This is a genomic window from Methylocystis sp. (genome assembly GCF_051061225.1).
Classification (GTDB): Bacteria; Pseudomonadota; Alphaproteobacteria; order Rhizobiales; family Beijerinckiaceae; genus Methylocystis.
Map to the genome: position 1 here is coordinate 19,665 of NZ_JBPFEB010000129.1, position 22,879 is coordinate 42,543.

The 22,879-nt window shown below is 66.2% G+C and carries 14 protein-coding genes; 6 read left to right on the forward strand and 8 right to left on the reverse strand.

Features of this window, described 5'->3' with window-relative positions:
- Positions 1–14: 14 nt before the first annotated feature.
- The 5 genes from ACR652_RS22125 to ACR652_RS22145 all read left to right on the forward strand — a co-directional run bounded on the left by ACR652_RS22125 (position 15) and on the right by ACR652_RS22145 (position 5,114).
- On the forward strand, positions 15–467 hold the full coding sequence (locus tag ACR652_RS22125) for a PAS domain-containing protein (protein ID WP_434508635.1): 453 nt from the start codon (positions 15–17) through the stop codon (positions 465–467).
- A gap of 229 nt (positions 468–696) precedes the next feature.
- Positions 697–966 carry a 30S ribosomal protein S15 gene (gene rpsO / locus ACR652_RS22130; protein ID WP_434508636.1) on the forward strand — a complete coding sequence of 90 codons (270 nt, stop codon included), beginning with the start codon at positions 697–699 and terminating at the stop codon, positions 964–966.
- Between the two features lie 192 nt (positions 967–1,158).
- The gene (pnp, locus tag ACR652_RS22135; RefSeq protein WP_434508637.1) at positions 1,159–3,315 is read left to right on the forward strand and encodes a polyribonucleotide nucleotidyltransferase; all 2,157 of its coding nucleotides are present in this window, start codon (positions 1,159–1,161) and stop codon (positions 3,313–3,315) included.
- Positions 3,316–3,393: 78 nt separating this feature from the next.
- The gene (locus ACR652_RS22140; protein WP_434508638.1) at positions 3,394–3,954 is read left to right on the forward strand and encodes a hypothetical protein; all 561 of its coding nucleotides are present in this window, start codon (positions 3,394–3,396) and stop codon (positions 3,952–3,954) included.
- Positions 3,955–4,046: 92 nt separating this feature from the next.
- Positions 4,047–5,114: an AI-2E family transporter gene (locus ACR652_RS22145; protein ID WP_434508639.1), complete on the forward strand. Its 1,068-nt coding sequence runs from the start codon at positions 4,047–4,049 to the stop codon at positions 5,112–5,114.
- Here ACR652_RS22145 and addA read toward each other — a convergent pair.
- The 8 genes from addA to ACR652_RS22185 all read right to left on the reverse strand — a co-directional run bounded on the left by addA (position 5,107) and on the right by ACR652_RS22185 (position 22,145).
- A complete protein-coding gene (gene addA / locus ACR652_RS22150) occupies positions 5,107–8,544 on the reverse strand; it encodes a double-strand break repair helicase AddA (protein WP_434508640.1) in 3,438 nt (1,145 codons plus the stop codon). The two genes, ACR652_RS22145 and addA, sit on opposite strands and share 8 nt — an antisense overlap.
- Complete coding sequence (gene addB, locus ACR652_RS22155) at positions 8,541–11,654, reverse strand: double-strand break repair protein AddB (RefSeq protein ID WP_434508641.1); 3,114 nt, start codon at positions 11,652–11,654, stop codon at positions 8,541–8,543. Before addB ends, addA begins: the two co-directional genes overlap by 4 nt.
- Positions 11,651–12,343 carry a nucleotidyltransferase family protein gene (locus ACR652_RS22160; RefSeq protein WP_434508868.1) on the reverse strand — a complete coding sequence of 231 codons (693 nt, stop codon included), beginning with the start codon at positions 12,341–12,343 and terminating at the stop codon, positions 11,651–11,653. Before ACR652_RS22160 ends, addB begins: the two co-directional genes overlap by 4 nt.
- 28 nt (positions 12,344–12,371) lie before the next feature.
- Positions 12,372–13,907, reverse strand: a complete 1,536-nt coding sequence (tsaE, locus tag ACR652_RS22165; RefSeq protein ID WP_434508642.1) for a tRNA (adenosine(37)-N6)-threonylcarbamoyltransferase complex ATPase subunit type 1 TsaE — start codon at positions 13,905–13,907, stop codon at positions 12,372–12,374.
- The gene (locus tag ACR652_RS22170) at positions 13,904–16,351 is read right to left on the reverse strand and encodes an ATP-binding protein (protein WP_434508643.1); all 2,448 of its coding nucleotides are present in this window, start codon (positions 16,349–16,351) and stop codon (positions 13,904–13,906) included. The genes tsaE and ACR652_RS22170 overlap by 4 nt, the downstream gene beginning before the upstream one ends.
- Positions 16,352–16,783: 432 nt before the next feature.
- Positions 16,784–18,190: an adenosylhomocysteinase gene (gene ahcY, locus ACR652_RS22175; protein WP_434508644.1), complete on the reverse strand. Its 1,407-nt coding sequence runs from the start codon at positions 18,188–18,190 to the stop codon at positions 16,784–16,786.
- 151 nt (positions 18,191–18,341) lie between these two features.
- Complete coding sequence (locus ACR652_RS22180) at positions 18,342–20,246, reverse strand: methyl-accepting chemotaxis protein (protein WP_434508645.1); 1,905 nt, start codon at positions 20,244–20,246, stop codon at positions 18,342–18,344.
- A gap of 252 nt (positions 20,247–20,498) precedes the next feature.
- On the reverse strand, positions 20,499–22,145 hold the full coding sequence (locus tag ACR652_RS22185) for a SulP family inorganic anion transporter (protein WP_434508646.1): 1,647 nt from the start codon (positions 22,143–22,145) through the stop codon (positions 20,499–20,501).
- Between the two features lie 236 nt (positions 22,146–22,381).
- On the opposite strand from ACR652_RS22185, the gene ACR652_RS22190 reads away from it, so the two are divergent.
- A complete protein-coding gene (locus ACR652_RS22190) occupies positions 22,382–22,876 on the forward strand; it encodes a TerB family tellurite resistance protein (protein WP_434508647.1) in 495 nt (164 codons plus the stop codon).
- Positions 22,877–22,879: the final 3 nt, after the last annotated feature.

Genomic DNA, 22,879 nt, shown 5'->3' on the forward strand with positions numbered 1-22,879 from the left:
GAAGGGAGGGCAGAATGTTCGTCGTGCAGAAAGACAACGGGATCATCCCGACCATTTTGACGCAGATCCTCGACAGTTGCGTCAACGGCGTCACGCTGGCCGATCCCGACCTCCCCGACGCGCCGATCGTCTACGCCAACAAGGCCTTCGAGCGGATGACCGGCTATGCGCAGGAAGAGATCGTCGGCCACAACTGCCGCTTCCTCCAGGGGGACGACCGGGAGCAGCCGGGCCGCCAGCTCCTGCGCGAGGCGCTCGCGCGCCACGAGCCTGTCGAGGTCACCTTGCGCAATTACCGGAAAAACGGCGACATGTTCGTCAACCGGCTGAATCTTCGGCCCCTGCGCTGCTCCAGCGGCAAGCTCATGTATTATCTCGGCGTTCAATATGACGTGACGGAGATGGTCCGGGCCGAGGAGGAAATCGGCAAGCTCGGGGATCGGCTGCGTCTGTTCGAGAAGGCGTGACGCCTTTCAGGCGGCGCGAGGCCATCATCGCCGGCGCGGCCAGCGCCCGGCCGGGGCCTTCGCCGCTCGCGCCAGCAGAGACCCGCCCCCTATCCTTTCCGGCCGATTCTGTTATAAGGGCGCGGATCGCCCGGCCCTGCCGGGCGGCGCCGCTTTGGGGCGACCTCGCTGGACGACATCCCGGCCAAGGCCGTCCGTGGCGGACCACTCCAGACACGAGGAACGACGGATGTCGATCACGGCCGAGCGCAAGCAGGCGCTCATCAAGGAATACTCCACCAAAACCGACGATACCGGCTCGCCCGAGGTTCAGGTTGCGATTCTCACGGAGCGCATCGTCAATCTCACCGAGCACTTCAAGACGCATGTGAAGGACAATCACTCGCGTCGCGGCCTGCTGAAGCTCGTCTCCCAGCGCCGCCAGCTTCTCGATTACGTGAAGAAGCGGGACGAAGCCCGCTACCGGAGCCTCATCGAGCGGCTCGGCATTCGCCGCTAACCAAGCCTTGCGAAGGCGGCGCGCCGATGTGCCGCTTTCGCCTTTTCGGGCGCGCCGCGCCCGCCCGCGCGAACCACGTCATGGCAGGATCGCCGGACGCTGTGCGAACGAAGACAAAAGACAAGCGCGTCCACAGCCTCTCGCCGTCTTGCTCATGACGAACCGCCGGGTTCATCACGAGAAAGACCAAGCATGTTCAAAATCCACCGCGAAGAACTCGACTGGGCCGGGCGCAAGCTCGTCCTCGAGACCGGCAAGATCGCCCGCCAGGCTGATGGCGCGGTCGTCGCCACCTGGGGCGAGACCACGGTTCTCGCCACTGTCGTCTCCGCCAAGGCGCCGAAGCCCGGACAGGACTTCTTCCCGCTCACCGTCAATTATCAGGAAAAGGCCTTCGCGGCCGGCCGCATTCCGGGCGGCTACTTCAAGCGCGAGGGACGTCCCTCCGAGCGCGAGACGCTGGTCTCCCGCCTGATCGACCGCCCGATCCGCCCGCTGTTCCCGGACGGCTATCGCTGCGACACGCAGCTGATCATCACCGTTCTCTCGCACGACCTCGAAAATGATCCCGACGTTCTGGCGATGGTGGCGGCCTCGGCCGCGCTGACCCTCTCCGGCGTGCCCTTCATGGGCCCGATCGGCGGCGCGCGCGTCGGCTACATCAACGGGCAGCTCAAGCTCAATCCGACAATCGAGGAGATGAAGCTTTCGGACCTCGATCTTATCGTGGCCGGCACGCAGGACGCCGTGCTGATGGTGGAATCGGAGGCGAAGGAGCTCTCCGAGGAGACCATGCTCGAAGCCGTCATGACCGGTCATCGCGGCTTCCAGCCGGTGATCGACGCGATCATCCGGCTGGCTGAGCGCGCCGCCAAGGACCCGCGCGAACTGGTTCTCGCGGATCGCTCCGAGCTCGAGACGCGCGTCGCCCAGATCGCCGAGGCCGAGCTGCGCCAGGCTTACAAGATCACCGTCAAGCAGGATCGCTACGCGGCCGTCGACGGCGTAAAGGCGAAAGTGCTCGCGGAACTCTTCCCCGAAGGCGACGAGCAGCCTTTCACCAAGGAGCAGGTCGGCGAGGTCTTCAAGGAGCTTCAGGCCAAGGTCGTCCGCTGGAACATCCTCGACACGGGCGTTCGCATCGACGGCCGCGACGTGAAGACCGTGCGTCCAATCGTCTCTGAAGTCGGCGTCCTGCCGCGCGCCCATGGCTCGGCGCTGTTCACGCGCGGCGAGACGCAGGCGCTGGTCGTCGCGACGCTCGGCACGGCGGAAGACGAGCAGTTCGTCGACTCGCTCGAGGGCACCTACAAGGAGCGCTTCCTGCTCCATTATAACTTCCCGCCCTACTCCGTCGGCGAGACGGGCCGCATGGGCTCGCCCGGCCGCCGCGAAATCGGCCACGGCAAGCTCGCCTGGCGCGCCATTCGTCCGATGCTGCCGGCGGTGGCGGAGTTCCCCTACACGCTGCGCGTCGTCTCGGAGATCACCGAGTCGAACGGCTCGTCCTCCATGGCGACCGTTTGCGGCACCTCGCTCGCGCTGATGGACGCCGGCGTGCCGCTCAAGGCGCCGACGGCGGGCATCGCCATGGGCCTCATTCTCGAAGGCGAGCGCTTCGCGGTGCTCTCCGACATTCTCGGAGACGAGGATCACCTCGGCGACATGGACTTCAAGGTGGCGGGCACGTCCAACGGCGTGACCTCGCTGCAGATGGACATCAAGATCGCCGGCATCACCGAGGAAATCATGCGCGTCGCTCTCGCCCAGGCGAAGGACGGGCGCATTCACATTCTCGGCGAGATGGCCAAGGCGATCACCACCTCCCGCGCGGAGCTGGGCGAATTCGCGCCGCGCATCGAGACCATGAAGATCGCCACCGACAAGATCCGCGACGTGATCGGCTCGGGCGGCAAGGTCATTCGCGAGATCGTGGAAAAGACCGGCGCCAAGATCAACATCGAGGACGACGGCACGGTGAAGGTCGCCTCCGCCGACGCCAACTCCATCAAGGCGGCGATCAACTGGATCAAGTCGATCGCCTCCGATCCGGAAGTCGGCATGATCTACGAGGGCACGGTGGTGAAGACCGCCGACTTCGGCGCCTTCGTCAACTTCTTCGGCGCCAAGGACGGCCTCGTCCACATCTCGCAGCTCTCAAAGCAGCGCGTTGCGAAGACGACCGACGTGGTGAAGGAAGGCGATCGCGTCAAGGTGAAGCTGCTGGGCTTCGACGATCGCGGCAAGGTCCGCCTCTCGATGCGCGCGGTCGATCAGGTGACCGGCGAAGACCTCGAAGCCAAGGAAAAGGCCGAGCGCGAAGCCGCCAATGCGGCGGACGCGGAATAGCCAAGTCCGCGCCTTCGCGTGTAGAACAGGAGCCGCCCGACGCTGTCGGGCGGCTTTTTCCTTTGGGGGGATCGCAACATGTTCAGAACAGCCCTCGTCACCGCCATGCTCGTCGCCGCAGCGGCCGCGCAGGCGGAGCCCGACTACTCGCGCATCCTCGACGCCGAAACCTTCTCCTTCGAAAATGGCGAGACCGACCGCGCCGTGCTCGTGGCCAATGGCGACTCGAGCTCGGACCTCTACATCTATCTCGATCTCCAGAGCGCGAGCGATGGAAAGGCCCCGAAGCCGGCGCTGGTGAAAAAGGACGCCGCCTGGGACGGCGGCATATGGGGCTCGCGCCCGTCGCTCGAAACGAGCGCCAAGGGCTCCTTGCTGATCAAGTCGGAGAATAGCGGCGCCGGGCGCGACCGCTGGAGTCAGACCCTCACCGTGGTCTATCGGAACAGGCAGTTCATCGTGGCCGGCCTCACGCGCGAAGCCTATGACACGCTCGCCCCCGAGTCCGGCCATAGCTGCGACCTGAATTTCCTGTCCGGCAAGGGCAAGAAGGACGGCAAGGCGATCGACGTGAAGACGCCCGCGATGAAGCTCGCTGACTGGTCCGACGGCGATCTGCCGAAGGAGTGCAATTTCTGAAAATCCCACTCTCCGCGACGCGCAAGAGAGAGAAAGACCATTTGCCCGCGTAGCCGCCGCCTTATCTAAGTCGGGCGAAGCACGGGGCGAGGATGACCGAACCGCAAAAGACCGAAGGCGTCGGCGAGGCTTTCACCCCCGGCGAGCCGATCGACATTTTCCTGCTGGCGCGACTCGGCTTCACTTTCATCTTCGTCGTCATCACGGCGCTCGTCGCCGAACCCTATCTTGCGAGCCTGACATGGGCGCTGGTGCTGGCGGTCGTCTTCATCCGCCCGCACCGCTGGTTCGAGACGTTTCTCGGCCCCAACTCGGCGGCGGCGATATCCGTCGCGGTCGTGGCGTTGATCATCGTCGCGCCTCTGCTGTTCATAGGCCAGCGGCTCATCCAGGAGGCGCTCGCTGGCGTCGATTACGTCCAGAGGGCGATCGGCGACGGCAAGTGGACGACGTTTCTGGACGCGCACCCCTGGCTGAGCTGGCTCGGCGCGCAAATCGACGTGCCGACGATCGCCGCGCGCGGCGGCGAATTCGTCACCAATGTCGGCGCCTCGCTCCTGAAGCAGTCGACAGGCCAGATCATCACCATGGTTCTGGCCTTCTATATGCTGTTCTTCTTCCTGCGGGACCGCAACGCCGCGCTTGATGCGCTGGTGCGCGTCTCGCCCTTCTCCAGGATCGAAACCGGCAAAATCATCGTTCGGGTGCGCGACACGATCTACGCCACGATCTACGGCACGCTCGCGGTCGCCGTGCTTCAGGGAACGCTCGGCGGCGTCGCCTTCTGGTGGCTGGGTTTTCCCTCGCCCGCCCTCTGGGCCGTGGTGATGACCGTCATCTCGATCATTCCCGTGCTTGGCTCCTTCGTCATCTGGATCCCGGCGACGATCTATCTCGCTGTCGAGGATCGCTGGGCGGACGCCATCGCGCTGGGCCTGTGGGGCGGGGTCGTCATTTCGACGGCGGACAATGTCATGCGGCCGATGTTCGTCGGCGAAACGCTGCGATTGCACACCGCCCCCGCTTTCGTCGCCATGCTCGGCGGCCTTCAGCTTTTCGGGCCGCCCGGGCTGATCCTCGGACCCATCGCCTTCACCACGACGACGCTGATGCTCGGCTTCTGGCGCCGCCGCGCCGATCCCGACCTTCAGCCTAAATAGCCCGCCCCGCCGCGCGCCCGGCCGCCAGGGCGAAAGCTTCGTCGAGCGCCGCGTCCGACGCCTCGATGACGGAGGCGTCGCGGGTGAAGACGAGGAAGCACCGCAGCCGCTTTCGCGGATAGAGCGGACGCAGCGCGGCGCGATAAAGCGCCAATTGGCGAAGCTGCGCGGCGTCCGGGGCCGGGCGCGGGCGGCCGGTCTTGAAATCCGCGATCAGCACGTCCTCTTCCGTCTCCGCGACGCGATCGATGCGGCCCGAGACCTCGAACCCCACGCCAAGCGCGGCGTAGACATCGACCTCGGCGAGCGAGCGCGGATCAAACAGCGGCGCCAGACGCGGATCCTCGAGCGCGCGCAGGGCGGCCGTCACAATGTCGTCCTGCGCAGCGCCGTCGAGCGCGGCGCCGCGCAATTCGACGAACCGCCGCGCCGCCTCCATGCGGCGCTCCCCGGGACAGGCCGGCAAGTGTTGCAGCAGCGCGTGGGTCAGCCGCCCGATCAGCGCCCGCGCCGCATCGCGCCGGTTTGGCCCGCTGTCGTCGAACGGGGCCAACACATCGGCGCCGGCGAGGGCGCTCGATGGGCGCACGGGCGGCGCGGGCGTCTGTTCGTCCGGCGCGGGCGTCCGGGCAAAAGCCGGAATCGCCGTGGCGTCCGCCGGACGCGTCGCCTGCGCGAGATCGCGCCGAAGCGGCACGCCGCCACAGCTCAGCACGAAGCCGTCCGCATCGTCGCGCTTCTCGCCCGTTCCTTCGAGCGCATCGGCGATCATCCTGTGCCAGCACCCCTCCGGCGGCGGAGTCTTCCCGTGATAGCCGCAGACATAAAGGCGCTCTTCGGCGCGCGTCATCGCGACATAGAGCAGGCGCCGATGCTCGGCCGTCTCCGCCTTGCGGCGATCCTCCCGCGCCTGCGCGAGCACGGCCGGGTCGTTGTCCTTGCCGCGCGACCAGACCAGCGAGGGAGCAGAGTCGTCGCCGAGCACATAGAGTTTCGGATCATGCTTGCCGGCCGGGGCGCCGCAGGTGTCCGGCAAGAAGACGATCTTCGCCTCGAGGCCCTTGGCGGCGTGCGCGGTCATCACGCGCACGGCGGCGCCGGCGGCTTCCATGTCGCGCTTGATCGAGAGATCGAGCTTTTCGACCATCGCCAGAAAGCTCGTCAGCGACGGCGACTCGTCGTGCTCGAACGACAGCGCCAGCCGCAGGAATTCGTCGATCGCGTCATTCGCCTCAGGCCCCAGACGCGCGACGAGCTGGCGCCGTCCGCCGCCCGCGCCGAGCAGCAGATTGTAGAACTCATAAGGCGGCAGTGACCTCGCCTGCCCGCGCCACGCGTCGATCCTTGCTGCGGCGGCGCGATGGCGCGGTTCCTGAGATTGCGCGAGCGCATCGTAGAGAGAGCCCGCCCGCTCCGGCGCCAATGCGATCAGATCGTCGTCATCCAAGCCGACAAGCGGCGATTTCAGCACCGTCGCCAGAGTCAGGTCGTCCTCGATCAGCAGCGAAACGCGGCCGAGCGCGACGAGATCATTGACGGCGATATGGCGTGCGAGATCGAGACGGTCGGCGCCCGCCACCGGCACATCCTCCGCCTTGAGCGCGCGGATGAGGGCTTCGAAAAAGGCGCCGCGCTTGCGCACGACAATGAGGATGTCGCGCGCCTCCACGGGGCGCGGTCCATGCTCGCCTTCGACGGATTCGCCGCTTCCCGGCGCGATCAGCGCCTTGATTTTCGCCGCGATCTTGCGCGCGAGCCGCTCGCCCGGATCGGAGGCCTTCGCATAATCGAGCGGCAGCCGCCAGTCCTCGGGCTCGACCCTGTCGAGCGGCCCCATCGGCTCCCACACTTCCACCAGAGACAGGACATGCGGCTTGGTCGACTCATGCTCGAGCGTGCGGCGCTCGACGTCACAGGTCAGTCCGTCGCCATTGCCGGCGAAATTGAAGACGGCGTCGACCGCCGCGAGCACACCCGGCGCCGAACGGAACGACTGCACGAGTTGCACATATTCGAAGGATTTGCCGGCGCCTTCGAATTTCTTCTGGAAATCGCGCCGCATGGCGTCGAACTTTTCCGGGGCAGCGCCTTGAAAGGAGAAGATCGACTGCTTGTCGTCTCCGACGGCGAAGAAGCTGCGCTTGCCTCCCCTTGCGCTGAGGCCCGCGCAGAATTCGCTGGCGACGGCGGCCAGGATCTCCCATTGCGCCGCGCTCGTATCCTGCGCTTCGTCAAGCAGGATGTGGTCGATCTGCGCGTCGAGCTTGTAGAGAACCCATGACGGCTCCGAACGATTGAGCAATTGCCGCGCGCCTTCGATCAGATCGTCGTAATCCAGCACGTTGCGATAGCGCTTCGCGCGTTCGTATTCCGAGAGGATGGCGTCGCCAAGGCTCGCCAGCGCCAGCGAACGCTCCACGGCGCTCGCCGCCTTTCGCTTTTCGATCAGCCGCATGAGACGGGACCGCTCGGCTTCCAGTTCATCGAGGAGATCGGGAGCCGCCTTTTGCAGGGGCTTTGTGATGATGGCGCCTTTTTCACCCCCGCGCGGCGCGCCGTCCTGGGTGAAGAAGACCGACAGATAACTCTCGATACAATCCCGGTGGGGCGCACGCTCGAGAGCGCGGGCCAGATGGTCGGCGAGCTTGCAATCATTCTTGGAGCCAAGACGCAGCGCCGCCACCAGCTCCGGCCAAGCCGCGCGTCCGTCGATGATCTCCGCTTCAATATCGGCAAGCGTTTCATCCGCCTTCAGGCCCAGCCGCACGCGCAGTCGCTCGGCGTAGCTTTCCTCGTCGAAGGCCGCCGCCAGCGCGCTCCGCTGCTGCAAGAGTTCGTCGCAAAGCCTGCCGAAATCCCTTGCGGTCGTTTCCTGCGCGACGCGGGTCAGCGCGTCATGCAGCGCGCCAGCGTCGCGCATCGCCTGTTCGATCGCATGGGCGCGTGCGAGTTCGAGCAATTCGGCGCGCCCGGCGTCATCGAGCACCTTGAAGCCCGCCGGCACATTGGCTTCAAACGGAAAGATATGCAGCAGCTTTTCACAGAAGGCGTGGATCGTCTGAATCTTGAGGCCGCCCGGCGTCTCCACCGCGCGCGCGAAAAGGCTTCGCGCGAAATCCAGCTCCTTGCCCGTAGGCGATGGAGCGCCAGTATCGGCGATCTGCTTCGCGAGAGCGTCGTCGTCGAGCACCGCCCATGTCGCGAGCCTGTCGAAAATGCGCGTCGACATGTTCGCCGCGGCGGCCTTGGTGAAGGTCAGGCACAGGATCTGCGACGGCCGCACGCCCTGCAACAGGAGCCGCAGGACGCGCTGCGTCAGCACATAGGTCTTGCCGGACCCGGCATGCGCGGAAACCCAGGCGGAGGCGTCGGGATTGGAGGCCTTGCGCTGTTTCAGGACGGTCTGAGTCAGGTAAGGACGATCGCTCACGCCTCGTCTCCGCCGCCACGCGCCCATTCCTTCACGCGCGCCAGATGATCGAAATCGCCCTCATGTTTGACCAGCGCGACATAGGGACGTGAAGGATAAGGCGTCTTCGGGTCGCGATATTGCGACAACATGTTCACAAGCTCGGCGCCGTGCTTCGCGACAACATCCGGAAAGCTGAGCTCCTTCCATTGAAGCGTCTGGGTCTTGCCGCCATTCTTGAGGCCGACATAGGCGGCCCCCGCGGCCGGATGCGCGCCGATTTCGGAAAAGGCGCCGGCCTGCGCCATCGCCGCTTCCAGAGTCAGTTGCGGCGCCCAGCCGACGAAAACCTGCGGTCGCGTCGGCACATCGCCAGTCTTGTAATCATAGAGCCAAGCCTGCCCCGCCGGATCAATCTCGATGCGATCGGCCTTCGCCGTCAGGTGGAAGCGCGAGCCGTCCGCGAGGGAAAGGGTCCACGCGCCCGACGCCTCCATGAAGATGTCGCACGCCTGCTCGCGCCGCTCCTGCTCGAAGGCGAGCGCGTGATCAAGGCCCTCGATCAGCCTCGGCCAGGTGAAACTGCAAAAGGCCGGATCGGCGAAAAAGGCCTGCAATGTCTCACGCGCGACGCCAAGCAGCTTCTCGCGTGCGTCAGTTGGCAGAGCGCCCTTTGGAAAGGCGCGCACGAAGGCTTCCAGAGCCGCGTGAATCGCCGTGCCCTGCTCACGCGCGCCAAGATCGACGCCAAGTGGCGCGAGCGGTTTCAGCTTGAGAATATGCTCCGCGAAGATCGCGTAAGGATCGCGGCGCAACGTCTCGATGCGCGTGACGCTCAACCGGGTGGGCCGCAGAGCGACAGGCGGCGTCGGCGCCGGACGTTGCAGCGCGACCGTTTCCGAGGGAAGCGGCTGATCGAGCGCCGCCGCGATGTCGAGCATGCGCGCGCCGCGCCCGCGACATTTGCCGATTGTTTCTTCGCCCGCGAGCGCCTGAAGGCGGGTGAGAAAACGGGACGGAACCGTCGGCGAGCCGTCGCGCTTCGCGGCGCGGCTGAGCACGACTCTTTCCGCGCCCAGCGCCATCACGAAGTCATGCGCGCTCTGGCCGATGCGCCGCTCGGGGGGCGACAGATTCAGTTGCGCGCGCATGGAGCGGTTGAGAAAGGCGCCCGTCTCCGTCTGCGGAGGCCAGACGCCTTCATCGAGCCCGGCGAGCAGCATGACGTCAGCGTCCATCAGTCGCGCTTCCAGCACGCCGAGGATCTTGAGACGCGGATGCGCGCGACGCGGACCGCGCAATGTCGTCTCGAAGGTGAGTCTGTCGAACAGCGCGGCATAGGCTGAAGCGTTGAAGCCCGGCGGCGCCGGCGCGCGCGACAGTCTGTCGAAGAGATCGAACAGCGCCAGCGCGCCATCATCTTCGTCGGCCTCAGTCCCCGCCGTCGCCGCCTCGAAGGCGGCGCGATGCGCGAGGGCGAACGTCTTGAGGTCGTCCTTGCCCTCACAGGCGCGAAACGGCGCCAAAGCGGCTTCGACGTCAGCGACGAGCGCCTCGATCCTCGCCCACTGGTCCGGGGCGATGCGCCGCGCCGCCGGATGCGCATGCGCGCCCTGGGCGGCCTCGCGCGCCGAGGCGACCGCTTTCGCATAGCTTCCGCCGACAGAGGGAGCCGCGCGCAGCACGCCGGCTTCGACAAGCGGCGCCAGCTCGGCGATCTCTTCCGCCGGACGGCCGAAGCGCGTGAGCGGGTGATTGAGCAAGGCGGAAATCGCGACGGCGTCGAGGCCCCGCGCCCCGATCCCCGCCACGAGCCGCGCCAGCGCGCCGACGCGCGTCGCGGCGAGAGAGGCGCCGCCGGAATCGTCAACCTCGATGTTGAAGCGCCGCAACTCGGCCGCGACCCGCCGCCCGATAGCGCGGTCGGGCGTGACGAGCGCGGCGGTGCGGCCGGGCGTTTCCAGCGCCTCGCGCAGGAAGAGCGCGAGGGTCAGCGCCTCCATCTGCTCGTCGGGCGCCTCCGAAAGCGTGACGCCATCGAGCGCCGCGTCGAAACAGCCGGCGTTGTCCTGTCGAAAGAGGCGCCATGCCGCCGTGGCGCCCGCCGGAGCCATCGCCTGCGAGACGAGCATGCGACGCTCCGCGAGCGGCGATGGGAGCGTCGCAAATTCACACACATCATCGCGCTTCAGTTTCATCTCGCCGAGAAGACGCTTGAGCACCGTCTGCGGATGGGTGTAGGCGGGATCTCCCTCGCCTTCGCCCACATGAGCCCACGCGGTCTCGTCCATATCCTTGTCGAGCCCGGGCAAAACGACCGCGCCGTAATCCAGCGACGCGATGGCGGAGAGGAGTCGCGCCGTCGTCGGCTGCGCGCCTGTCGAACCGATGACGATGACGGGCGGATGATCCGCCGCAGCCAGAAATGCCTCGATCTGCGCTTCGATTAGCCGCTTGCGCCGACCCACGGCGTCGACGCGTCCCTGCTCGTCGAGCACTTTCAGCCAGCCGTCGAGCGCAATGCTCAGGAAGGCTGTGGTGATCGCCCAATATTTGTCGAAAGACTCGTCGTCGACCGCGTCGCGGATGGCGTTTGGATCGACGTCCTCGATCACGAATTCGTCGATCAGCGCCCCGAGTTCGGCGGCGAGCGCATAAGCGCCGGTGGGCGACGACGCGACCAGAAAGGCTTCTTCGTGGTCGAGATCGAAATGGCCTTCGGCGTCCGCCGACAGAATGGCGCCGCCGACGGATTGCGACCACTGGGAAACGAGCTGCGCAAGAAGCAGGCGGCGTTCCAGCGTTTCGATCTGCGGGCGCGCCGCGTACTCGAAATCAGCGTCGAATTCGCCGAAAACGGCGGCCGTCTCCTGCTCTTCAAGGCCGCCGAGCGGCAGAATCCGCGGCAGGAAGGTCGCGCCTGTTCCAATTGCTCTCGCGAATTCCGCCGCCAGTGCGCGTCCCGCGCGACGCGTGGGCACATAGATCGTCGCCCGCGCCATATCCAGCGGCGCGGTTTCGCGAGAAAAAGACGGAATGATCCGGCCGGCGAGCAGCGCCTCGACGAATGTCGCGAGAAAGGGCGCGCCGGGAGCGATGGTAAAGACGCTGCGTTTGACGCCCAAGCTCACCCCCCTGCGGCGGCGATCGCCCTCTCCGCGTCCTCGATGGCGGCGACGGCGCCGACATGCAGCCACAGTCCTTCCGAGACGACGCCGAACAGCCGGCCCTTCTCCGCCGCCTCGAAGAGAAACGGCGCGAGCTTGAAGATCTCACGCGTCTCTTGCGCGAAGAGCTGCGGCTTGATGAGACCAACGCCGGAATAGACATATGGCTTCGGCCCGGCGCGGCGGATGATCCTGCCCTCGGGCGAGAGATCGAAATCGCCGTCCCAATCGACGCCGACGCTGCCCTGCGTCGGCGCGAGCAGCAGAGCCGCATCCATCTGCGCACTATCCCAGACGCCCGCGAGCGCGAGCAGATTGGAGCGCGGCGCGCCGAACCAGAAGGCGTCCGTATTGCAGATGTAGAAGGGATCGTCGCCCAGAAGCGGAAGAACTTTCCGGATGCCGCCGCCCTGATCCAGCAGCGTCTCGCGCTCATCGGAAATCACGATCCGCGGCGCGCGGCGGCGTTCGAGATGCGCCTCGATCTGATCGGCCAGATGGTGGACGTTGACGATCGCCGTCTCTACCCCCGCGCGCTCCAGATCGTCGAGCGCGCGGTCGATCAGCGCGCGCCCAGCGACTCTGACGAGCGGCTTCGGCGTGACGTTGGTGATCGGCCGCATGCGCGTCCCGAGACCCGCCGCGAACACCATCGCCGTCCGCGGCGCCGCGCGCGTGGGATCAGACGTCGAAGAGTCCGGGGAGGTTGGATTCATACCAGGACTTTAACTCAGACAGCGCCGGATGTCTCAGGGACTTTCTCAGATAGCTTTCGACTCGCGGCAGATGCGCCAGATATTGCGGCTTGCCGTCGCGCTGATTGAGACGCGCGAAAATGCCGAGCACCTTGGTCGCGCGCTGCGCGGCGAGAATCATGTAGGCCTTGGCGAAATGGGCCATGTCGAAGGTCTCGTCGCCCTCCCGGCGCAGGCGGGTGTAATGCGCGAGAAGCTTCAGTTCGAGATCGTCGGGCACGGTGACCCGCGCGTCCTGGCCGAGAGAGGCCATGTCATACGCCGGATGGCCGAGAACGCAGTCCTGGAAGTCGATGACGCCCACGCGCTGAACGCCCTCGCGTTCGGCAAGCCAGATCAGATTGGGCGAATGATAATCGCGCAGGGTCCAGGTCGGCGGCGCGCTGGCGATGTCCGCCAGGGCGTTGCGCCAGAGATTGGCGAATATCGCGCGGGCGCCGGAGGCCACCGTGGCCTTGATGTGCCCGACATACCAGTCGAGCATCAGATCCGCTTCGATCAGCAGCGCGTCCATGTCGTAGGGGGGGATCTGATAGGCGCCCGCCTCGTCCACCGGGAGCGAATCCGGCAATTTCCGCGCGTGAAGATGTGCGAGCGCGGCGGCCGCTTCCAGATAGCGCTCCGGAATGGGGCCGTTCTCGTCGACGACGCCCTCACGGCCGAGGTCCTCGACGATCAGCAAGCCCGCATCGAGGTCCGCCCCGTAAATCTCGGGCGCGGAGAGTCCCTGCGCGCGCAGGCCATTGGCCAACGCGACGAACGGCTTCACATTTTCAGCCAGACGCGCGATGGCGCTGTAGGATTTGCCGTAGCGGACGGGCGGGCCATCGGCGCGCTGCGGCGAGATCATCAGGATCGCCTGCGCGCCGTCGGGCTTGGTCAGGGTCTCATAGGCGCGGGTCGATGCGTCGCCCATGAGGAAGCTGCGCGTCGCCTGGCTCCATCCGGTCTTGCGCAGAAGCTCGCGCAGCGCCTTGAAGGACGTGAGCCTCGCGACAAATGCGCCATGGCCCGAAATCGTCAGACGGCGCGCCTCCGGATTTTCCGCCTCGGTGAAGCTGAGGCGAATATCGAGACGGTCCGCCGGCATGGCCTCCGGCGCGCGCTCGGCCCATTCCACGAGAACGATCGCGCCCTCCGTCTCTTCCTCCCAGCCGAGCCCCGCCAGCTCCGCGGCTGTCTCGATGCGGTAGAAGTCGGCGTGGACGATGCGGAGGGCGTCGCTCTCATAGGCCTGCATGAGCGTGAAGGTCGGGCTCGGCGCCTCGACCGTCGGGTCCTTCATCAGCGCGCGGATGAGCGCGCGCGCGAAGGTCGTCTTGCCGGCGCCGAGGTCGCCCGCGAGCGTCACCGTGTCGCCGGGCTGGATGAGCGTGGCGATGTCGCGCGCCAGGGCGAGCGTTTCCGCTTCATCGCCGACGTCGACCCGCCAGACGGTCTTGACCGTCTTTTCCTCGCTCATTGCGCGACTCCTTCACTGGCGGCCGGCTGGCTGCCGTCCTGCGCCTCGGGCGCCGGGAAGGCGCAGGTGACGGTCGTCCCCTCCCCCGGCACGGAATCGATGAGCACCTTGCCGCCGTGCAGCTCCATGAAGGCGCGCACGATCGAAAGACCCAGACCCACGCCGCGATGCCGCGATCCGGACGTGTGCGACTCGAAACGGTCGAAGACCCGCGCCAGCACCTCGGGCGGAATGCCGCGGCCGCGGTCGGTCACCTTGAAGACCACCTCATTCTCCCGCCGCATGGCGGCGATCGTCACCGTTTGGCCCGGACTCGAAAAGCCGATCGCGTTCGACAGAAGATTGAACAGAATCTGCCGCACGCGCTTGGCGTCGCCACGGAAGGTTCCGACATTGTCCAGGGCGACGATCTGCACGTCGATGGAATTCTCCGCGAGCCTGTCCTGCACGCCTTCGATCGCCGCGTGCATCGTCGCCACGACGTCCACATCGGAGACTTCGAGCGCCATCGCGTCCTCGTCAATGGTCGCAAGGTCGAGAATGTCGTCGATGATGGCGAGCAGCGCCGCCGAGGACTTGCTCACGTAACCGAGATATTCGCGCTGGCGCGGATTGAGCATTCCAGTCGTCTCGGCGCCCAGAAGATGCACGAAACCGTTGATGTTGTTGAGCGGCGACCGCAGTTCATAGCTCACATGGTGGATGAAGTCGTTGCGCAGCTTCTCGGCCGCCAGCAGCGCCTTGTTACGGTCGGTCAGCGCGCGCTCCACGTTCACGTCGGCCGTCACGTCGACGAAAGTGAGCAGCGCCGCGCCGTCGAGCAGCGACTGCGCGGTGCAGTCCAGCACCACGCCGTCGCTCCTCTCGATACGGCGCGTGAACCCCTCGCGCATGTCGTTGAAGCTCGTCACAAAGCCCTTCAGCGCGTCCCATGTCGCGGCGTTGTCATGCAGCGTGCGGCATTGCGCCACCAGCGTCTCGAAGCGAGGTTTCTTGTCAAGTTCGTCGGGATCGAGGCGCCACAGCCGGGAGAAGGCCGGATTGCAGAAGCTCAATCTGCCGTCGGCGGCGAAAACCGCGACGCCTTCGCGCAGCGTCTCCAGCGTCTCGCTCTGCGTGCGGTTCAGCGCATTGAAGCGCGTTTCGAGATCATAAGCCTTGGTGGTGTCGTCGTAGAGATAGGTGACCCCGCCCTGCGTATTGGGATGCGCGACCACATCGACGATACGGCCGTCCGGCAGGTGCCAGGTGTGGCGAACCGGCTCGGTGGCTCGATAGGCTTCGAACAGCCTCTCCTTCCACGCGCGGTAGTCCGGCTCCGCCGGCACCCGCTCATCGGCGCGCAGCCGGTCGAGGATCTCGCCGTCGGTCGGCTTCTGATCGAGGAAACGCGGCTCGAGCTGCCACAGCTTGGCGTAGGCGTCATTGTTATAGACGAGGCGACGGCCGCGATCGAAGATGGCGACGGCGGTCGGAAGCTGGTCGAGCGTGCGCACATGCGAGTGCATCTGCTGTTCCAGATCGGCGCGGACCGCCTCGATTTCCTGGCGGTCGATGGCGATGGCCCCCGCGAGCGGCGCGGCGGCCTGCGTCACATCCAGCACATGGCGCGCGCCGGCGAGGACGGCCGGCACGCGCGCCCGCCACATGTCGCCCTTGGCGAACGCCCGCGCGGCGTCGTCGCGCGCCGCCTGATCGAGCAGCTCGACCCCGCGCGTGAGCGCGTCCGCGCGGTCCTTCGCCTCCACGGCGGCGACATAGGCCGTATTGACGAAAACGAGTTTTCCGCTTGCGTCCCGCAGCCAGACCGGCGCCGGCGCCGCATCCAGCAGGGCGTGCAGCCCTTCCAGCGCCCGGCCGCGCTCCGCATGACGCTCGCGCAGGCTCACCAGCTCGAGCCGCTCCCCCGAGACCTCCCGTATGCGCAGCACGGCGCTGCCGCCGACAGCGCGCCCCTCCGCCTCGAAATAGCGGCCGGCAATCCCGGCGAGAGGCATCTTGAATCCTTCGCCATACTTGCGGAGGCGGTCGACCGCGCCTTCGAGCGCCTTGGCGTCCGCGCCCGAGAGCCAGCTTCCGTAAGCGAGGATGCGGCGCGGCGGCGAGCCGGGGTCGATCACCAGACTGGAGGCGCTGACGTCCGCTTCGCTGTTCGGCCCCGCCCAGACCACGAAGGCTTGCGGTTCGCTGGAGACGAAAGCGCGCGCCCGGTCGAATCGGGCGCGGGTCTCCTCCAGCTCGGCCCGGAGCGCGCTCTCGCGTCGGCGCCATCTCTTGCGTTCGCCGAGAAGGGTGAGCCCGACCACAGCCGAAAAAAGCGCGAGCCCGCCGCTGATGGCGAAGCTGATCACGACGGCGTCGATCGACGCGGTCGCGGCGGCGCCGATGGTCTCCGCACGCGCGCAGACCGGCAAAAACATAAAGCCCAGCGCAGCCGCGCCCATGAGGGCCTCGGGAGACAGACGCGCAGAGCGCGGTCCTCGACCGCCAGACAATCCACCGTATCGCAACATTAGCGAGACGTTTCCTTTCGCGCGCAATCCAGCTCGGGCGTCACTGAGAACCGGGCTCCAGAATGTTCAGGGTGCTCATCACAACAACGCCGCAGGCGACCGGCCTGGGGAAGGCCTGTTTCCTGCCCGACCACACGCGCAGCCTCCAAAACGCCCGGGGCCGGGCGGAAGGAACAGCGTCAGCCTGGCCGGAATCCGGCCGCGCCCACGCTGGCTACGCTCTCGATACGAATCGTCCCAATCTAGGACGCGTTTTCTTTAAACGGAATCGTGTTTCTGACCAAGGATCGCACAAAAAACGGCCCCGCTCCAAGGGAGGGGGCCGCAAGTCTGGTGGGAAAACGAGAGCCGTGAAGGCTCAGCTCAGTAGCGGTAGTGCTCTGGCTTGAACGGGCCGTTCGCCGGAAGGTTGAGGTAAGACGCCTGTTCGGCGGTCATTTTCGTCAGTTTGACGCCGATCTTGTCGAGATGCAGCGAGGCGACCTTCTCGTCGAGGTGCTTCGGCAGCGTGTAGACCTCTTTCCCGTACTGGCCCTGCTTCGTGTAGAGCTCGATCTGGGCCAGCGTCTGGTTGGTGAAGGAGGCCGACATCACGAAGGACGGGTGACCCGTGGCGTTGCCGAGGTTCACCAGGCGGCCTTCCGACAGCAGGATGATGCGCTTGCCGTCCTGGAACTCGATCTCGTCGACCTGGGGCTTCACATTGTGCCACTTCAGGTTGCGCAGGCCGGCGACCTGGATCTCCGAGTCGAAATGGCCGATGTTGCAGACGATGGCGCGATCCTTCATGGCGCGCATGTGATCAATGGTGATCACATCGACGTTGCCGGTCGCGGTGCAGAAGATGTCTGCGCGCGGCGCGGCGTCTTCCATGGTCGTCACTTCGTAACCTTCCATCGCCGCCTGCAGGGCGCAGATCGGGTCGATTTCGGTGACGAGCACGCGGCAGCCGGCGTTGCGCAGCGAAGCGGCCGAGCCCTTGCCCACATCGCCGAAGCCGGCGACGCAGGCGACCTTGCCGGCCATCATCACGTCCGTACCGCGGCGGATGCCGTCGACGAGCGACTCGCGGCAACCGTAGAGATTATCGAACTTCGACTTGGTGACCGAGTCGTTGACGTTGATCGCCGGCCAGAGGAGCTTGCCCTCCTTCTGCATGATATAGAGGCGATGCACGCCCGTGGTCGTCTCTTCGGTGACGCCCTTGATCGACTCGGCGTTGCGGCGGTACCAGCCCGGATTGGCCTTCAGGCGCTTCTTGATCGCGGCGAAGAGGACTTCCTCCTCCTCATTGGTCGCCTTGTCCAGGAAAGCGGTGTCGCCGTTCTCGGCGCGCAGGCCCAGATGGATGAGGAGCGTGGCGTCGCCGCCGTCGTCCAGGTTCATGTTCGGGCAGCCGCCGTCGCTCCACTCGAAGATCTTGTGGGTGTAGTCCCAGTAATCCTCGAGGCTCTCGCCCTTGCGGGCGAAGACCGGCGTGCCGGCGGCGGCGATGGCCGCCGCGGCGTGGTCCTGCGTCGAATAAATGTTGCAGGAGGCCCAGCGCACGTCCGCGCCCAGCGCCTTCAGCGTCTCGATCAGCACCGCCGTCTGGATGGTCATGTGCAGAGAACCGGCGATGCGCGCGCCCTTCAGCGGCTGCGACGCGCCATATTCGGCGCGCGTGGCCATCAGGCCCGGCATCTCGGTCTCGGCAATGTTGATTTCCTTGCGGCCCCACTCGGCCAGGGAAATGTCGGTGACGACGTAATCGTTGAAATGGGCGGTCATGCTTGTCCTCAGCTCGGGATGGCCGGCGTCCCGGCGCAGCGCGCCCTATAACAGGCGGCGCGGGAGATGGCAATAAAGATATAAAGATTTGTTTATGTCAATTCCGGAGTCCGGTTCGGGCGGCCGCGCGGCTCGCGCGCGGCCCTCCGCGTCAGAACTCCTGCCAGTCGGCGTCATTGGCCAGCGCCGCGCCGCCGCGCCCGGTGGTTTTCAGAGCGACGACCGGTTTTTCCGGGGCTCGCGTCGGCCGCGCGGCGGCGGGAGCGGGCGGCGCCCCGGCCTTTCCGACGCGGAAGGCGCTGATCATGCCTGCCAGCTCCTTTGTCTCCTGCTGGAGGGCGGCGGAGGCGCGGGTCGTCTCCTCGGCCATCGCGGCGTTGGTCTGGGTGTTGCGGTCGATCTGGGCGACCACCGACTGAATGTCTTCGAGGCTCGACGCCTGTTCGGTCACGCGCGCCGTGATGTTGGAGACGGCCGCTTCGAGATCGACGACATGCGTCACGATCTTCTGAAGCGCCTGTCCGGTCAGTCCGACGAGCTCGACCCCCTGTCCCACCTCCGCGGAGGAGGCGGAGATCAGCGATTTGATTTCTTTCGCCGCCTCGGCCGAGCGCTGCGCGAGAGCGCGCACTTCGGACGCCACGACGGCGAAGCCGCGTCCCGCCTCTCCCGCGCGCGCCGCCTCGACGCCGGCATTGAGCGCCAGAAGATTGGTCTGGAAGGCAATCTCATCCACGACGCCGATGATGTGGCCGATGCTCTGCGACGATTTCTCGATCCGGTTGATGGCGTCCACGGCCTCGCGGACCACCTCGCCGCTCTCTTCCGCCTCCGTGCGCGTGGTCTGGACGATGGCTTTCGCCTCGCCTGCCCCCGCCGCGATCTGCTGCGCGCTGCTGGTGATTTCCTGAAGGGCGGAGCTCGCGCGGTCGACGCCCGCCGCCTGCTGCTCCGCCTGCCGCGCGAGGTCCGCAGCGGAAGCCGCGATGTGAGCGGCGCCCGGCGAAATATTCTCCACGCCCGTTTTCACCGCCGCAATCGCCTTTTCGAAGGTCTCGATCGAGAAGTTGAAGTCGGTTTGCAGCTTGCGATAGCCCTCGGGAAGCTCCTGCCGCAGGCGATGGGTGAGATTTTTGGTGGAGAGTTGCGCAAGGCCCGCGCCGATCGAAGCGGAGACGAGCTCCCGCTCGGTCTGGATGCCGCGCTCCTCGGCGCGCCGGCGTTCCTCGAACTGGCGCTTCTCCTCCTCCTCGCGCCGCGCGCGGATTTCGTCATGCTCCAGGAGGCCGGCGCGGAACATGTTGACCGCGCGCGCAAGCTCGCCGATTTCATCCTCCTCGTCCCGATACGGAACAGGCTCGCCGAAATCGCCTGAGCCGAGTTTCTTGAGATAGGCGGACAGGATGACGAGGCGATCCGAAGACCGGCCGCGCAGATAGCGGATGGCGGCCCAGACGAGGGCGAAGACCAGGGCCGCCGAACCGAACATCAGCACCCGGAAGAGGACGGCTTCCCGCGCGGCCGACGTTTCCGCCGCAGCCGAGAAGGCGTTGGCCTTGACGACCAGCTCATCCACGATGGCGCGATGTGCCTGATATTCGACGGCCAGCGCGCTCATGGCGCGCGACAGCGCCTCGGCGTCGCCCGAACGCGCGGCCGGAGCCAGTTGCGAGTCGACGGCGCTCCAGAATCTCTGAACCTCGGCGTCCGAGCGGGCCACAACCTCCTTCAGGTCTTCCGGAAGAATTTCGGATTTCGCCCAGAACTCGCGCCGAGCCTGATAATCGCTGCGAAGCTGGTTGATCCGGTCGAGATGCGTGGCGGCGGCGGAGGGCTCCCGCAGCGCCAGATGCGCTTCGAGATAGGCCTCGATGACATAGGCCGGCGGCGGGAGAATATCCGCCACGAGATCCTTCCCGGTGATGATCCTGTCATAAGCGGCGCTGCCGATCTTCAGGCGCTCCAGCGCAATGACGCTCGCCAGCGCCGACGCCAGCAAACCGGCAAGGATGAGATAACCGCCTAAGGCAAAGGCTTTTGAAATCGAGAGACGCATGCTGGGACTCTTCCGGTGGGCGTCGACGGCTTCGATGTCGCGCGGCGATCCCGCTGACATGCGGGCGCTGATCGCGCATCGGCCGTACCGGCCGGAGAGCAGACGGGGCCGGGCGAATGGTCGGTTCGCGCCTCGCGGCGGCCAGCCGGCGCCCGTCTTGACCAAGCTATAACGTCACCACTTAAAGTCAGGTAAAAAGCCGGCGAAGGGACCAAGGAGGCGCCGGACGGCGCCCCGGACCCCTCTCCGCCCTCACGCCGCCGTTCGCTTCCTCGGCGCGAGAGGATGCGCCGACGTCGGCGCGTGGTTGTCGAGACCGTAAAGCTCGGCCTCGCCGCCCGAGCGCTCATAGTCCTCGCAATAATGATGCAGGAACTCCATCACCGTATGATCGATGGTCGAGGTGTCGGACAGGTCGAAGACGACCGTCTTGCCGCGCGGCAGCAGGGCCAAATCCTTCCTGAGCGACAACACGTTGGCGAAGAAGGCGGCGCCGCCGAGCCGGACATGGAAAACCTCCGGCTCTGTCTCCTCGATCTCGAGACGCAGACGCAGCACCTCGCTCCAGTTGACGCTGCGATAGAGATGGAAGGCGAGCTCCGCGACGACGCCGATGGCGACGCCGATGATCAGATCTGTCGCCAGAACGCCGACGATGGTGATGATGAAGACGCCGAGCTGGTCCCAGCCGATCGCCAGCGTCTTCTTGAAGACGCTCGGCGACGCCAGGCGAAATCCCGTGAACACGAGCAGCGAGGCGAGCGAGGCGAGCGGAATCTCGTGGATCAGCTTGGGAAAGACCGACACGAAGACGAGCAGGAACAGGCCATGGAAGAAGTTGGCCCAGCCGGTGCGCGCGCCGCTGTTGCAATTGGCCGAGCTGCGGACAATCTCCGCGATCATCGGCAGGCCGCCAATGAAGCCGCAGATGATATTGCCGACGCCGACGGCCGCGAGATCGCGATTGAGGTCCGACGAGCGCTTGCAGGAATCGAGTTTGTCGACCGCGGCCGCGCTGAGCAGCGTCTCCAGGCTGCCGACGAGACAGATGGCGAAGACCTGCTGCCAGAAGACGAGCGACAGGATCGGCCTGAAATCGGGGAAAGCGAATCCCCCGAGGAAGTTGTTCGGGATGGAGACGAGGAATTTCGGCCCGATCGTGAACTCGTGATGCGGCAGGAAGGCGGTGTCGGGCAGGAACAGGAAGATGTGCTCGTCGTCGAGATCGAAATACTGCCCCAGCGCCATGCCGACGATCACCACGATGAGCGGCGCCGGGATCATCTTCAGATAGCGGTTGGTGACGAGCGTCCAGCCAATGAGGATCAGAAGCCCGACACCGCCGATGGCCGCGACTTCCGGATTCATGTCGCGCAGGCTGGCCGGGATGGCGGCGATCGTCTGGAAGAGCGTGTCCGCCTCCGGCTTCACGCCCAGCATGACGTGCAACTGCTTGGCCATGATGATGATGCCGATCGCCGCCAGCATCCCGTGGACGGCCGAGGCCGGGAAGAAAGCCGACAGCTTGCCCGCCCGCATGACGCCCATCAGCGTCTGAAGCACGCTGGCGCAGACGATCGCCGCCAGCGTGTAGCGGTAGCCCGCCATGGCGTCGCCCTCGCCCAGCTCCTGGACGGAGGCGAGCACGACCACGATGAGACCCGCGGCCGGGCCGTTGATGGTGACGAAGGAGCCGTTGATCCGGGACACCAGAAGGCCGCCGACGATCGCGGTGATCACGCCCGCCTGCGGCGGGAAGCCCGAGGCCATGGCGATGCCGAGACAGAGCGGCAGGGCGATGAGGAAGACCAGAAAGCCCGCGACGAGATCCTGCCGCCAGTTCTGCATCAGCCCGGCAAAACCAGTCAGCGGCAGCTCAGCCTTGACGAAATTGCTCATGTTGGTTGCGTAACCTCTCCTGGCGCGGCGTCACTCGATTGTCATATTCCGGCGGCCAGGCTTCCGGACGCCCAAAGGATCGTCAATCAGCCTGTTTTTTAGGCAGCTACCCTGCCGGAGCACTCTCCTGTCCGCGCGCCGGCCGCTGCGACTCATCGGGGTGCGCCCGGCTACCCTTTGGCGCGGCGCTGCTCTATAGCAAGGCGGACGCCAATTCCCCGGGCAGGGCGAAACTCATGTTCGACGCGCTTAAATCCTTCATCGCGGAGCTCACCGGCGAAGCCGCGGCGCCCAAACCCTATGAGGCCGCCGACTATCAGCTCGCCGCGGCTGCGCTTCTCGTCCACATCGCCTCGATCGACGGGGACTTCGACGAGGACGAGCGCAAACGCATCCAGCAACTCGTCGAGGAGCGTTTCGGCCTGCCGGCCGAAGAGGCCCGGGCGCTCATCGCCGACGCATGGGAAAGCGAGCGCGAGGCGGTCGATCTCTACCGCTTCACCAGCGTCCTCAAGCGCCGCCTCGACGACGAAGGCCGGCGGCAGGTGGTCGGCATGTTGTGGGACATGGCCCACGCCGACGGCTCCGTGCATGAATTCGAGGAAAATGTAGTCTGGCGCGTGGCGGAGCTGCTCGGCGTGTCAACGCGCGAGCGCGTGGAGCTGCGCCGCGAGGTGCGCGAAGCCCTCGGGTCCGCGCCGCAGGAAAGCTGGTATCGTCCCAAGGAGTGAGTG